Source organism: Natronosalvus caseinilyticus (assembly GCF_017357105.1).
Lineage (GTDB): Archaea > Halobacteriota > Halobacteria > Halobacteriales > Natrialbaceae > Natronosalvus > Natronosalvus caseinilyticus.
The window spans coordinates 2,521,322-2,535,271 of sequence record NZ_CP071596.1; the positions used below are offsets into that span (position 1 = coordinate 2,521,322).

Here is a 13,950-nt window from a genome sequence, read left to right on the forward strand (position 1 = left end):
GCTGGCCTCCGTCCCGCCGTTCTCCGTTCGTTCGTGGGCCACCTGCACACGAGCGCACAACCGTCCTTTCCGTCCGCCGTAAACGGTCGACCACATGCCAAAGACCGCGATCATCGTTCTCGCTGGCACCGAAGCACCGTCCGACCTCGGTCGCGTCGTCAACGCCCTCCAGACCGCCAAGGAGTTCGACGACCACGGCGACGAGATCGAACTCATCTTCGACGGCGCGGGAACCCAGTGGGTCCCCGAACTCGCCGACGAGGACCACGACTACCACGCCCTCTACGACGCCGTCGAGCACCACGCGCAGGTCTGCTCGTACTGCGCCGACGCCTACGACGTCGACGGCGAGGTCGAGGACGAACCCGTCGAGGAGGTCGCCGAATTCGAGGGGCATCCGAGCGTCCGATCCCTCGTCGCCGACGGCTACGAAATCATCACCTACTGAGGTCGCCACACTGGTATTCCGTACCGATCCGAACGGGGAGAATTCGCTCGCCCGACCAGACTCGAGCGCAGCAACGCTCACGACGAACGCACCTCCTCGAGCGCCGTGCCGTTGTCCACGACGACCTGCCCTCGCTTCAGCACCGTCTCCACCGCCGTCGTGTCGAACCGGTAGGCGAGGTGGGCGTAGCGCGGTGCCTCGAGCACGAGCGCGTCGGCGGGGGTGCCGACCGCGAGGGTGCCCGTCCCGTCCGTCGCGCCGACCGCTCTGGCCGCGTTCCTGGTCGCACCCAGCAGTGCCTCTGCGGGCGTCATGCCCATCTCGACGCACGCGAGCGTCTGGACGAACTCCATGCTCCGTGAGTGGCAGTTCGGGTTGAAGTCGGTCGCGATTGCCACCGGGGCGCCAGCCTCGAGCATCATCTCGGCGTCGGCGTAGGCCTCCCCGAGGCCGAACGCGGTGCCGGGAAGAAGGACGGGAACCGTTCCGGCCTCGACGAGCGCATCGACGTCTTCGGGAGTCGCGTAGAGCAGGTGGTCTGCGCTTGCAGCCTCGAGATCAGCCGCGAGTTGCGTCCCGCCCAGGTGGGACAGTTCCTCGGCGTGGACCTTCGGCTCGAGGCCGTGCTCCAGGCCGGCCTCGAGCACCCGTCGCGACTGGTCGACGGAGAACGCGCCTTCCTCGCAGAAGACGTCGCAGAAACGGGCAATTCCCTGCTCGGCCACCGCGGGTAGTTGATCGTCGACGACGGATTCGACGTAGTCGTCGGCGTCGCTCCCCTCCGGAACCGCGTGGGCGCCGAGATAGGTCGGCACGAGGTCGACTGGATGGCGGTCGTTCGCGGCGTCGATGGCCTCGAGCATTCGCAACTCGGTCTCGGTCTCGAGTCCGTAGCCGGATTTGACCTCGACGGTCGTCGACCCGTGGGCGAGCATGACGTCGAGGTGGTCGAGCAGGTTCTCGACGAGGTGTTCGAGGCTCGCCTCGCGCGTTGCTCGTACGGTTCGAAGGATGCCGCCGCCCTGCGCGAGCAACTCCTGGTAGCTCGTCCCCTCGAGTTTGGCCTCGAACTCGTCGGAGCGGTCCCCGGCAAAGACTGCGTGGGTGTGTGGGTCGACGAATCCGGGGACGATGGCTCGGCCGCTCGCGTCGACGGCCGTGTCGGCGTTCTCGGGCGGGTGTTCTCGAACGATGTCGTCCGTGGGACCGACCGCGACGACCTCACCGTCGACGGCGACGAACGCGCCGTTCTCGACGGTTTCGAGGGGCGCTCCGTCGTCCGCGCTTCCGTTCCGGTTTCCATTTCCGTCCTGGCTCGCGGCTTCGTCCGCTGTCGGGCCGACCACCAGTTCGCTCGCGCCGTAGACGACAGTGGTGTGGCCCTCGGTTTCGGGAGCGCCCGTATCGCGACTCACGCCGACCACCCCGCGAGCACGTGCGCGACGGCTCGAGCTGCCGCGTCGCTCGTCATTCCACCGCGATCGAGCGGCGGCGCACACTCGACCACCTCGAATCCGGCGACGCGCTCGTCGACCGCGATTCGTCGGAGGAGCGGGTACAGTTCGGTCGTCGTCAACCCACCCGGCGTTGGCGCGCTGACCCCCGGTGCGAACGCCGCGTCGAGCACGTCCACGTCCAGGCTGAGGAAGATCCGATCGACGCCGGTCATCGCCTCGAGTGCCCGGGTCGCCGCGGTCTCGAGATCCTGGCGAGCGGTTTCTGCAGTGACGACCGTTCCATCCTGCTCATCGACGTACTCAGCATACGCGCTCGAGGTCTCGAAGTGGCGTGCGCCGACGACGGCGAAGGCGTCCAGGCCGCGCTCGTGAAGCTGGTAGTAAGGCGTGCCGCTCAAGGGACCGTCGATCGGCTCCCGACAGTCGAGGTGGGCGTCGAGGCTGACGACGCCGACGGAGCCGTCGGCGAGCAAGGGCGAGACGTTCGCCACGGTCAGGGAGTTGTCGCCACCGAGGAAGACGGGGCGAGCGCCGGTCTCGTAGACGGCCTGGGCGGCCGCTTCGGCTCGTTCCTGAACGGTCGAAACGTCGGTATCGGGGAGTTCGAGGTCGCCGAGGTCGCCGATTGGGGCGACCGAACCGTTCGCGCTGTTCGCGCCGTTCGAGCCGACTGAACCCACCTCGAAGTGGTGGGTTTTCACGCCGGCCATCGACTCCCGGATCGCCCGCGGCCCTTCACGGGCCCCGCGACGGCCGATGACAGCGATGTCAGAGGGCTCCCCGACCAGCACAGCGTCGTACTCGCCCGCGCGGTCGAGTTTCGCCGCCGCGACCACGTCGCCGAACGTCTCGTCGTTGGGGTCGCTCGAGGGGCTCTCCCACTCGACCGGATTGGTAAACGCGGTCACCGCTCGTCACCACCCATCGGAATCGTGACGTCCGACTCGCGGGCTTCCTCAAGCGCCTCGTCGTAGCCGGCGTCGGCGTGCCGAACGACACCCATGCCGGGATCGGTGGTGAAGACGCGGCGGGCCTTCTCGGCGGCGAGATCGCTTCCGTCCAGGACGACGTGGTTGTTCGCGTGGAGGGCGTTCCCGATGCCGACGCCGCCGCCGTCGTGAACGCTGACGATGTCGGCGCCCGCGGCGCAGTTCAGGAGGGCGTTCAGGATCGGCCAGTCGGCGACCGCGTCGGTGCCGTCGGCCATCGCCTCGGTTTCCCGGTTCGGGCTGGCGACCGATCCGGCGTCGAGGTGGTCGCGCGTGACGACAATTGGCGCCGAAATCTCGCCGTCGGCGACGAGGTCGTTGATCCGGAGGGCGAACCGTGCGCGTTCGGTGAGGCCGTCCTCCTCGCGGGCGAACCCGAGCCAGCAGACCCGCGAGGGGAGTCCCTGGAACTCGACGTGCTCCTGGGCGAGGTCGATCCATCGGGCGAGGTGTTCCTTCTCGGGGAACAGATCTCGGACGGCGTCGTCCGTGCGGTGGATGTCGGCGGGGTCGCCCGAGAGCGCCGCCCAGCGGAAGGGCCCTTTCCCCTCACAGAACAACGGCCTGACGTAGGCGGGGACAAAGCCGGGGAAGTCGAACGGTTGCCGGTCGCTCGAGTCGGCGCCCGAGAGGGGCCACGGGTTTTCGCTCTCGTCACCGTCGCCCGCGCCACCCCCGCCGTTCGCGCCACGCCGATAGTCCTGGACCTGCCCTCGAATGTTGTTCCCGTACTCGAACGCGATGGCGCCCCGCTCCTGTAACTCGAGGACGCCGTCGACGTGGCGCTCCATCGTCGCGAGGCTCTCCTCGACGTACGCCTCGGGGTCTCGCTCCCGCAGGGCGTCGGCCTCCTCGACCGAGTAGCCAGCGGGGTAGTACCCCTCGAGTTCGTCGTGGGCGCTCGTCTGGTCGGTGATCACGTCCGGGACGAACCCGCGCTCGAGCATCGACTCGAGCATGTCTGCGGCGTTCAGATGGACGGCGACGCTGTAGGCCTCGCCAGCCTCCGCCGCTTCCTCCGCGCGCTCGATGGCCGTCTCGAGGTCCGGGGCGCGTTCCTGACAGTAGCCGGTCTCGAGGCGGCGCTCGATCCGCGTTTCGTCGACGTCGGCGGCGATGCAGACGCCGTGGTTCATCGTCACGGCCAGCGGCTGGGCGCCGCCCATCCCGCCGAGACCGGCGGTGACGACGATCCGGCCCTCGAGACCTTCGCGGTCGGGGAAGTGCTGGCGACCGAGTTCGGCCAGCGTCTCGTAGGTACCCTGGATGATCCCCTGAGTCCCGATGTAGGCCCACGACCCGGCAGTCATCTGCCCGTACATGATCTTTCCGCGGGCCTCGAGTTCGTGGAAGTGCTCCCAGTCGTCCCACTTGCCGACCAGGTTCGAGTTCGCGATGAGCACGCGCGGGGCTCGCTCGTGGGTCGTGAATCGGCCGACGGGCTTCCCGCTCTGGACGAGCAGGGTCTCCTCGTCGCCGAGGTCCCTCAGCTGATCGCAGATCGCGTCGTAGGCGTCCCACGACCGGGCCGCCCGGCCGGTGCCGCCGTAGACGACGAGCGACTCCGCGTCCTCGGCCACTTCGGGGTCGAGGTTGTTGTTCAGCATACGGAACGCCGCTTCCTGGCGCCAGCCGCGACACTCGAGGTCGGTGCCGGTCGGCGCGCCTCGATAGGATCGCCACTGCTCGCTCGGGTCGCCGATGCCCTCCCAGTCGGTCGACGCGTCCTGGTCGCGCTCGAGATTCGAAGGCGAGTCTGCCATACCTGCACACACGTGGGGAGTCGGCAAGTGTTTCCAGTCGCCACACGCCTGGTACTATATACGTGGGCACCCTCAGGTTGGGCGTGTACGAAGCGACGTTCCGCCTTGCCGGGTGCGAAAGCGGATCTGGCTGCGGGTCCGAGCCCGAGTTCGGTTCCTACGATGCGATCACCGCGGCGTTCGACGCGCGGCTCTCGCTGTGGTGTAACGACCACAGCGACCTGTTGCTCCTCGAGTGCGAGACCGGTCGTCGCGAGGCAGCCCTCGAGGCCATCGACGCGTTCGCCGGGATCGAGGACGCCATCGTCGACGGGTCGGACGCCGTGGCGGTCACCGGAAACTGCGTCAAGGCCCTCGAGGCGACGGTCGTCGACGGCATTCTGGACGAACACGGCTGTCTCCTGTTGCCGCCGATTCGATACGCCGACGGGGCGCGGTCGATTCGCCTCCTGGCACTCGAGTCCGCCCACCTGACCCACTGTTATCACGACCTGCTCGAAGACTTCGACGTGACGGTCGAGTCGAAGCGGGACCTCTCCTTCGACAGTCTCGACCGCAACCGGACGCCGGACGGGATCGGCGAGCCGTTGCCGGCGCTCTCGCGAAGACAGCGCCAGGTGTTCGCCGCAGCCTACGAGCGCGGGTACTACGAGATCCCTCGAGAGACGTCGATGGCGGCCGTCGCCGAGTCAGTGGGCATCGATCGGCGTACCGCCGACGAACACCGTCGGCAGGCCGAGCGGAAAATTCTGGAATCGGTCGCCGGGCGGTACCTCGAGTAACCGTTTCGCCGATCAGTTCCTACTCGAGCGTCGATTGTCTGACTCAGACACGATCGAGCCGATCGAGCACAGTGGACGTACCCTATGGATCAGGACTGCTCGAGCGTGATCGGGTGCCCCTCGTCGCTCGAGCGGTAGATCGAATCGACGACCCGCTGCACCGCGAGTGCCTCCTCGGCGCTCGCGCCGACGGCGTCTTCCCCACCTCTGATCACCCCCAGGAACGCCCGCTGCTCGTCCGAGTGTGCGTCGTTCGCTGCCGGCTCGAGCGTCGAATCTACGAAGTGGTTCGCCCCGTCCGGACTCGCGGTGTGGAGCGTCACCTGGTCTTCAAGCAGGTCGAATCGGGCGGCGGCCTCGGTCCCCTGGACGACGAACTCGTGGGTCGGCGGACGGTTCGTCGCCCAGGCGACCTCGAGCGAGATCGTTCGATCGTCCGCGCATCGAACGAACGCGCTGGCGGAGTCGTCGACGTCGAACCCCTCCGGCCCGGCGTCCTCGCCCCACATCTCGAGGTAGGCGTAGTCCTCGCGAGAGCCGAATTCGCTTCTCGTGACTCCCGAGACGTTGCTGACCTCCGGCTGCTGGTGCAGGTAGAGCGCGAGGTCGATGGCGTGGACCCCGAGGTCGATCAGTGCGCCGCCGCCGGCGATGTCTCGACGGGTGAACCAGGAGCCGCGACCCGGAACGCCTCGCCGGCGGACGTAGTTCGCCTCGACGTGAGTTATTTCGCCCAGGTCGCCGCGTTCGATTCGGTCGGCGACGAGGCGGACGGCATTTCGAAATCGGTTGTGGAAGCCGACCGTGCAGGTGCCCCTACTCTCTCTCGCCGCCGCCGCGATGCGCTCGGCGCTCTCGAGGGAGTGTGCCAGCGGCTTCTCGAGCAGGACGTGCAGGTCGTGCTCGAACGCGTCGACCGCGTACTCCTCGTGAAACCGATTAGGCGTGGTGATCACGACTACGTCGATCGCGTCGTAGAGCGCGTGGTGATCGTCGTATGCGTCGACGCCGTAACGTTGGGCGAACCGGTCGCGAGCCTGCGTCGAGACGTCCATGCCGCCGACGAGGTCGGCGCCGAGTTCCTGGAGGCGGTCGGCGTGGTACTGGCCGATGTTGCCGCAGCCGACGATTCCGGAACGGAGGGGTGTCTCGTCGGTCATCGATTCAGTACAGTTGCTCCTCCCGTTCGGTTCGTTCGCGCTCCTGTTCACGTCGCTGTTCGCGTTTGGCGCGTCCGCGACGGTACTGGGCGATGCCCGGGAGGATTTTGTTCTTGACGTCGAGGGCGAACGAGACGATGCCGTAGATCCAGAAGAAAAACAGGATCGTCAACCCGCCGTAGTAGACCACCGGAATCAGGCTACTCACGGCGACCACCCGACTCGGAGTCGGCTCGAGCGACGTCGGCAGCCCCTGGCCCGGCCCCTGTTTCGGATTCCGCTTCGGCCCCGACTCCGGACGTGTCCTGAGCCAGCGACTCGATCCCGTGAGCGATCGCGTTCCCCGTCCCGGGATCGAACAGGTGCACCTTCGACCGGTCGAGCACTACCGAAATCGACTGATCCTCGTCGATGTCCGTGTCCGGATCGACGCTCATCAGAAGCTGGTTCGAGGCCGCCGACGCCTCGTCGCTCGTCATCATCTCGGTGCCCGCGTCGTCGAGCGACAGGTAGACGAAGATCTGATCGCCCATCGGCTCGAGGACGTCCGTCCGAGCCTCGATAACCTCGGAGGCGCTGGTCGCCGAGTCGGCGTTATCGGTCAGGTAGATGTCCTCGGGCCGGACCCCCATCGTGATCGCCTCACCCGACGGGATGTCGACAGCGCTGGCGTCGAACTCGAGGTCGAAGTGGTCGGTCGCGAGTCCACCGGCGGTGATCTCGCCCTCGACGAAGTTCATCGACGGCGAGCCGATGAAGCCGGCGACGAACCGGTTCGCGGGTTCGTTGTAACAGACCAGTGGCGGGTCGATCTGCTGGAGTTCGCCGGCGTTGATGACGGCGATGCGGTCGGACATCGTCATCGCCTCGGCCTGGTCGTGGGTGACGTAGATGATCGTCGTCTCGAGCTGTTTGTGCAGCCGTTGTAACTCGGTCCGCATGTGGACTCTGAGCTTGGCGTCGAGGTTCGCCAGCGGCTCGTCCATCAGGAAGACGTCCGGTTCGCGGACGATCGCCCGCGCGATAGCCACCCGCTGTTGCTGCCCGCCCGAGAGCTCGTTCGGCTCGCGCTCGAGCATGCCCTCGAGCTGGACGATGTCGGCGGCCTGGTCGACCCGGCGATCGATCTCGTCCTTGTCGTACTTTCGGAGTCGAAGGCCGAAGGAGATGTTCTCGTAGACGTTCATGTGCGGGAACAGCGCGATGTTCTGGAAGACCATCGACACCCCGCGATCCTTCGGTGGGAGTTTCGTGACGTCTCGATCTCCGATGTGAATCGTGCCCTCCGTGGGCTTCGTGAGGCCGGCGATAGTCTCCATCGTCGTCGACTTCCCACACCCCGAGGGGCCGACGAGGCAGACGAACTCCCCGTCTTCGATCTCGAGGTTCATGTCGTCGACTGCGGTGACGTCTTCGTAGCGTTTCGTGACGTGTTCGAGTGTTACGCGTGCCATTGGTGGTGATAGTGGGTGCTGCGTGTGGTCATTCTTTGAGTGCGCCGGCGGTCAGTCCGCTGACGATGCGTTCCTGGGCGACGATGACGAGCACGACGACGGGGAGGACCCCGACGATGCTCGCCGCCGCCATGAGGTTGAAGTCGGTCGTGTACTGGGTCTGGTAGCTCAGGATGCCGCCAACCAGCGGCGACCAGTTCTGGGGCTGGTTCTCCAGCGCCATGATCGAACTGAAGAAGTACTCGTTGTAGACCGAGATGAACGTCAACACGGCCGCAGTCGCGATTCCGGGCGCCGACAGCGGCATGATCACTCTGAACAGCGCCCCGAGCCGGGTCGTTCCCTCGACGCGCGCGGCATCCTCGAGGCCGTCGGGAATCTGGGCGTAGAACGTCGTCAAGATGAAGATCGCCAGCGGCAAGAACAGCGCGCTGAACGGCATGATCATCGAACCCGGCGTGTTCACGAGCCGTGGCGACTGGAACAGTTCGACGCCCAGGAACGGGATCACGACCGCGTTCCCGAGGAATGCGTCGAACAGCGGAATCAGGAACGCTGCCGGCGGGAAGTACGAGATCACCAGCACCGCGAGCATGAGCGCTCCGCGGCCGGGGAACTCGAGGCGCCCGAAGACGTACCCGGCGAGTGTCGCGACGGCGAGGACGATGATCGTGGTCGTCGTCGCCAACACGAAACTGTTGAAGACGAAGAGGTGGAAGGGCACCTCCTGGAACACCTCGACGAACGCGGTGACGTTGAATCCCTGCGGGTGCGGGAACTCGATCCCGATCACTGGCAGTGACCAGTCGCCGGTGAGAATCCGGCTGTTCGGCGTCAGCGCGAGCACGAGCAGCCAGTAGAACGGGAACAGCGTCGTCACGAGGAAGAACGCACAGGCGGTCCAGAACAGCGCCCGGTAGAGGCGCTGGCGCTTTGCTTCCTCCTCGAGGACGCCGCGCGTCCAGCGGCCGAGTGGCCCCTGCTTGCGTTCGCGGTCGTCGGCAGCGTCCGCCGCGTCTGGTTCCACTTCCGGTTCCGTCGTAGATGGCGTCGCCATGTCAGATCCCACCCTCCTTGTACTGCTGGTAGATGACGCCGATCACGACCACGCCGATGATGCCCGCCGTGACGAACGCGACCGCCGAGGCGAGCCCGCGATTCGAGTAGAAGGTCTCGACGACCATGCACGACAGCGAGGGGACGGTCGTACAGCTCGAGACGGAGTCGATTAGCCCATAGACGCGCATGGCGTCGATCGTCCGGAAGAGGACGGCGATGCCGAGCGCCGGCAAGACGAGCGGGAACGTGATGAGCTTGAACTGCTGCCAGCGCGTGGCGCCCGACACCTTCGCGACGTCGTAGAGGCTCCGGTCGATGCTCTGGAGCCCCGCGAGGATGAGCAGCGCCATGAACGCCGTCGTCTTCCAGATGTCGGCCACGGTGACGATCAGGAACGCGCTCGTCGGATCGTTGAGTGTGTTCGTCGGTGCGACGATCCCGAACGACGAGAGGTACTGGGTCAGGAATCCGGTGCTCGGATGGAACATGAGGTAGAAGATCATCCCCTGGATGACCAGCGGAATCGCCCACGGGATGATGATCGCCGCGCGGACCCACCGACGGCCCCGGAAGTCCTTGTCGAGGACGAGCGCCTGGCCGAACCCGATGATCGTCTCGAAGAAGACGCTGATGGCGGCGAAGAGTATCGTCACGACCAGGGTACTCCGTGCCCAGCCCTCGACGTGGACGAACGGGAAGTTCCCGCTCGTGGTTACATCGGGGAGGAAAGTCACCGAGCCGGGGAGTTTCGGGTTCGCGTCGCCGCTGAACAGGTCGACGTAGTGCTGGAGGCCGACGAACTCCTGCTCTGAATTACCCAGGATCCCCGTGTACAAGGACAGTTCGAACGTCCGCAACAGCGGATAGAGCGCGATCGTCCCGAGCAGGACGAACACGGGTGTCAACAGAAGGTACGCGAACGCGGTTTCCCCGAGGTTCTCGAGCCACCGCGTAGCCGCGACGAGCGGCCCCGACCGCCGCGATTCTCGAGCGGTCCCGGCCGCCTCACCTTCGGTGCTCATTGTGAGGATTCGATGTCCTCGATGGACGTCTGGAGCTCGGCGGCGGCCTCCTCGGGGCTCTTCTGGCCAGCGACGGCCTGGTTAGCCTGTTCGGCGATCGCGTTCGCCTGGGAGGGCCACGCCGTGGTGACCGGTCGCGGCATCGCTCCTTCGCCAGCGACCTGAAGCGTGTTCATGTAGTGGGCCACGACGCCGACGGCGTCGGGGTCGGTCGCCTCCTCGGAGTCGAAGAGGTCCGGTTTCGGCGGGAGCCACGCGATGGCTTCGAGCATCCCGAGGTTGAAGTCGTCCTCGGTCATCGCGGTGAGCACCTCCAGCGCGTCCTCCTTGCGCTCGGTGTTGGGGTTCATACAGATGTGCCAGCCGCCCTGTGCGGAGGTCGAGCCGCCCGTGCCGGGATGGGCGCCCTCGCCGTCCTCGACGGCGTAGGGGAGCGGCATCGTTCCGAGGTCGTCCTGATCCTCGAAGTCGTAGTCGCCGCTGAGCGTCTCGACGATCGAGTAGGGCCAGTTGCGATGGAACGCGGCCTGTCCCTCCGTGAACGGAGAGAGCGCCGGATTCTCGTCCCACTGGGTGATGTCCGGCGACGCCACGCCGATCGGGTAGTCGTCGAGCGTGTTCTCGTCTTCCTCTTCGGCGGCGAGCGTGTACATCATGCTGAGCGCCTCGATGAACTCCGGTTCGTCGATGGTGACCGGGCGGTCGCCGACCGGGCCGCCCAGGTTCTCCTCGCCGCCGAAGTACGCGCCGCCGAAGGATGTCATGACCTCGTTGAGCGTACAGCAGGCGGTCCCCTCGTAGATGTCCCACTGGGTCGAGAAGCCGAACTCGGCGTTCGACGCCTCGGTGACCTCCTGGGCCGTCTCGGACCACTCCTGCCAGGTCATCGGCTCGGTCTCCCACTGCTCGAAGTCGTCGTCGGAGTAGCCGGCTTCACGCGCGTACTCCTTGTTGTACAGCATGACCGCGTAGTCCGGGAACAGCGGGATTCCGTAGAGGTCGCCGCTCTCGGTATCGCGGACGGTGTTGGTGAACGCCTCGAAGTAGTCGCTGTCGATCCGATCGAGGGTGTCGTCGTCGAGTTCCTCCGAGAGGTTAGCGATGTAGCCCTGTTCGATGAACACGTTCGCCCACCCGGTGTCCATCATGAACAGGTCGGGGCTGGACTCTTCGGCCTCGAGCAACGAAATGTACTGGTCTCGCTGCGCGCCGGAGTCGTCCTCCTGGGAACTGAAGTCGATCTCGACGTCGTCGCTCAGCCCGTTCTCGTGGAGTAGGTCCGGGAGGTTGTCCTCGATGTCCGAGATAGTCGTCGATCCCATCGCGATCGTAATGGTGTTCCCGGAGCCGCCATCGCCATCGTCTCCGTAAATACATCCCGCGAGACTCACGGCAGCCCCGCTCGCCCCCGCTGCCTTCACGAACGTCCGACGCGAGACGCTCGAGTCGATTCCGTCGCTCCCCTGTGAGTTTCTCTCACTCATAGCCGGAGATAACAATGTCGTTCGTATTTATAACTACTGGATCAGGTACAACAGGTGTTGTAAATGAGACAAAGACAGTCGTCGAGCGGCACGGATTCCAAAGAAGACAGCATCTACGCTACGAATACCGGCTCGAGTCGGCGGATTCGATGCAACGACGTTGCTCGACAATAGTACTCGGACGTAGTAACTATTCGTGAAGAGGTAATACTTCAAGAACTCACCGAGCACTCGAGTCGAGCGTGATGCGAGTCGCCTCGAGGTCCTCGAGCATCGCGCCCCAGCCGCCGATAGTGACGGGTCCGTCCTCGGTCTCGAGGGTGATCGACGCCTCGCCCGCGAGCTGTGCCAGCGGGGCCGGGTGATCGGCTTCCGTCGTGACGCCCGCGTAGGTGGCGTCCGTCACCGTCCCGGACCGCGTGACCTCTAGTCCCGAATCGGTCTCGATTCCCTCGACCGTCGCCTCGATCGTCACCCCGTCCTCGAGCAGGGGGATGACGTCGCGCAGGCAGTGCCGGAGGTCGACGTATGTGACGGGGAACTCGTCATTTCGGGCCGAGTACACCGTCTCGTGAACCTCCCAGAGGCTGGTCAGGAAGTACCAGTGGAAGACGAAGGTGTGGGTCCGGTCGTTGACGATGACGCCGTACTCGTTCGTCGAGTACCCGTGCGGAGAGAAACACGTCCAGGTTCGATCGACGAGCGCGACGAACGGTGAGGGGATCGGTCGACGTCGGGCCTCCGTGCAGGTCCGCGCGAGCGACTCCGTCGACGGGAGGTCCATCTCGGCGTCGACCGACGGGAACAGACACACCTTCACGTCGGCGCCCCGCTCGAGTGCCGACGCGAGCGCGTCCTCGAGTTCGTGGTACTGCTCGACCGTCAGGCCGACCTGCACCTGCGTCGTCGCCTCCCGGATCAGTTCCTCGGCCTGTGTGAGCACCGTATCGAGTCGCTTGACGATGCTGACTTTGTGGTCCTCGATGTCGGGCCGGTTCCAGCGCTCTTCGATCTCCGTGGCGGCCGTCTCGAAGCGACTGGCCCGCGAGCGAAGGTCGGCGAGGACCTCACCCGGGTCGTGGGCGCGGGCGTGCAAGCTGTCCTGTTCGTAGGTTTCGATGTATCCGTCGTCCTCGAGTCCGCGCAGGACGTCGTAGATTCGCGGATCGGGGACGGAGCTGGCGTGGGCGATGTCGGTTGCCGACGCAGCGCCCAGTTCGAGCAGCGTCACGAAGGCGTCGGCCTGGTACGGCGAGAGGCCCGCGTCCTCGAGCGTCGCGATCAGTTCGTCACCGTCCATGTCGAACCACCAGCCTGCTTGACTGTGGAGGGCGCACGTGCATTCCAGTCGACGTATAACACCCGTTGTAAAAAGCCTGTCTCCAGCGCCACACTCAAGCCCTCCCATCAGAAACTGCCCTGCATGGCTTCGCTGCTCGAGCGCGTTCGACGCCCGGAGTACACCGGGGAGAATCGCTGCTGGCCGTGTACGGTGACCAACGTCGCGCTGCTCGTCGCGGTGGTCGGCGTCCTCGCTCTCAGGGGGCGGCGGCGGACCGCGGTGGGGGTCGCGCTCACCGGATTGGCCGGGATCGCCCTCCGGGGCTACCTCGTCCCGTACACGCCCCACCTGGCGCCGAAGCTCGTCGCCAGGCTGCCGGTCGATCCGTTCGGTCACGAGAGGAGGTCGACGACCGGATCGCTGGCCGACGCTGGCAGGCTCGGAACAGTCGAGGGATCTGGATCGACGACGAGTTCGACCGCGGCCACGGATACGGCTACGAACGCGAACGCGAGCGCGGGCTCGAGCGACGACACCCCACCGGACGGAGAAGCGGTCCTCACCACGTTGCTCGAGGCCGGCGTCGTCGACCTCGAGAACGAGGACGTGGTGCTCGACCCGGACTTCCGCGAGGACTGGCGTCGCGAGATGGCGTCGCTTCGTCACCTCGACCTCGAGGCGCTGGCCGACGTGGCCGACGAGGTGACGCCGGCAGACGTCGACACGCGCACACGTCGGCAGTGGGGTCGCCCCGTCGTCATCCTCGATCCGGCCGAGGGCGCGCCCGTGACGCTCCACCAGGGAGTGGCCATTGCCGAACTCGCCGCGGCCCGTGCGCTCGAAGAGCGAGTCGACGACGCTGTCGCTCGCGCCGCTGGTCGCCCCCTGCGGTCGTTACTCGAGGAGTGCCCGCTCTGTGGCGGCGAGGTGACGATCACGCGCGCGAGTTGCTGTGGCGAAGCGACGCCAGTCGGCAAGACGCCGCAAGAAAAACTGGTCTGTCCGTCCTGTAACGTCCGCTTTTTCACCTACGAGTGACCGGCTAAATCG

13 protein-coding genes are annotated in these 13,950 nt (G+C 66.1%); 3 read left to right on the forward strand and 10 right to left on the reverse strand.

Annotated elements, in window-relative coordinates; genetic code table 11:
• Window positions 1-94: 94 nt before the first annotated feature.
• Window positions 95-448 carry a hypothetical protein gene (locus J1N60_RS12070; protein WP_312907728.1) on the forward strand — a complete coding sequence of 118 codons (354 nt, stop codon included), beginning with the start codon at window positions 95-97 and terminating at the stop codon, window positions 446-448.
• A gap of 77 nt (window positions 449-525) precedes the next feature.
• On the opposite strand, the gene hutI is transcribed toward J1N60_RS12070, so the two are convergent.
• From hutI to hutU, 3 genes are read right to left on the reverse strand one after another with little or no spacing between them, the layout of a single operon-like run.
• Window positions 526-1,872: an imidazolonepropionase gene (hutI, locus tag J1N60_RS12075; RefSeq protein ID WP_425499290.1), complete on the reverse strand. Its 1,347-nt coding sequence runs from the start codon at window positions 1,870-1,872 to the stop codon at window positions 526-528.
• On the reverse strand, window positions 1,860-2,813 hold the full coding sequence (gene hutG / locus J1N60_RS12080) for a formimidoylglutamase (RefSeq protein WP_312907730.1): 954 nt from the start codon (window positions 2,811-2,813) through the stop codon (window positions 1,860-1,862). The genes hutI and hutG overlap by 13 nt, the downstream gene beginning before the upstream one ends.
• A complete protein-coding gene (gene hutU / locus J1N60_RS12085) occupies window positions 2,810-4,657 on the reverse strand; it encodes a urocanate hydratase (RefSeq protein WP_312907732.1) in 1,848 nt (615 codons plus the stop codon). Before hutU ends, hutG begins: the two co-directional genes overlap by 4 nt.
• An 83-nt stretch (window positions 4,658-4,740) precedes the next feature.
• Between hutU and J1N60_RS12090 the strand changes: the two genes are divergently transcribed.
• Complete coding sequence (locus tag J1N60_RS12090; protein WP_312907733.1) at window positions 4,741-5,439, forward strand: helix-turn-helix domain-containing protein; 699 nt, start codon at window positions 4,741-4,743, stop codon at window positions 5,437-5,439.
• An 89-nt stretch (window positions 5,440-5,528) separates the two neighbouring features.
• On the opposite strand, the gene J1N60_RS12095 is transcribed toward J1N60_RS12090, so the two are convergent.
• The 7 genes from J1N60_RS12095 to J1N60_RS12125 all read right to left on the reverse strand — a co-directional run bounded on the left by J1N60_RS12095 (window position 5,529) and on the right by J1N60_RS12125 (window position 12,918).
• On the reverse strand, window positions 5,529-6,599 hold the full coding sequence (locus J1N60_RS12095) for a Gfo/Idh/MocA family protein (protein WP_312907734.1): 1,071 nt from the start codon (window positions 6,597-6,599) through the stop codon (window positions 5,529-5,531).
• 4 nt (window positions 6,600-6,603) lie between these two features.
• Complete coding sequence (locus J1N60_RS12100) at window positions 6,604-6,807, reverse strand: DUF8005 family protein (protein WP_312907736.1); 204 nt, start codon at window positions 6,805-6,807, stop codon at window positions 6,604-6,606.
• The gene (locus J1N60_RS12105) at window positions 6,800-8,053 is read right to left on the reverse strand and encodes an ABC transporter ATP-binding protein (protein ID WP_312907738.1); all 1,254 of its coding nucleotides are present in this window, start codon (window positions 8,051-8,053) and stop codon (window positions 6,800-6,802) included. The genes J1N60_RS12100 and J1N60_RS12105 overlap by 8 nt, the downstream gene beginning before the upstream one ends.
• A 28-nt stretch (window positions 8,054-8,081) precedes the next feature.
• Entirely contained in the window at window positions 8,082-9,110 is a 1,029-nt protein-coding gene (locus J1N60_RS12110; RefSeq protein WP_312907740.1) for a carbohydrate ABC transporter permease, read from the reverse strand.
• A 1-nt stretch (window position 9,111) separates the two neighbouring features.
• Entirely contained in the window at window positions 9,112-10,134 is a 1,023-nt protein-coding gene (locus tag J1N60_RS12115; protein ID WP_312907742.1) for a carbohydrate ABC transporter permease, read from the reverse strand.
• A complete protein-coding gene (locus J1N60_RS12120) occupies window positions 10,131-11,618 on the reverse strand; it encodes an extracellular solute-binding protein (RefSeq protein WP_312907743.1) in 1,488 nt (495 codons plus the stop codon). The genes J1N60_RS12115 and J1N60_RS12120 overlap by 4 nt, the downstream gene beginning before the upstream one ends.
• Before the next feature lie 220 nt (window positions 11,619-11,838).
• The gene (locus J1N60_RS12125; protein ID WP_312907745.1) at window positions 11,839-12,918 is read right to left on the reverse strand and encodes a TrmB family transcriptional regulator; all 1,080 of its coding nucleotides are present in this window, start codon (window positions 12,916-12,918) and stop codon (window positions 11,839-11,841) included.
• Between the two features lie 123 nt (window positions 12,919-13,041).
• Here J1N60_RS12125 and J1N60_RS12130 point away from each other — a divergent pair, with 123 nt between their 5' ends.
• Window positions 13,042-13,938 carry a DUF8054 domain-containing protein gene (locus J1N60_RS12130; protein ID WP_312907747.1) on the forward strand — a complete coding sequence of 299 codons (897 nt, stop codon included), beginning with the start codon at window positions 13,042-13,044 and terminating at the stop codon, window positions 13,936-13,938.
• Window positions 13,939-13,950 lie beyond the last annotated feature (12 nt).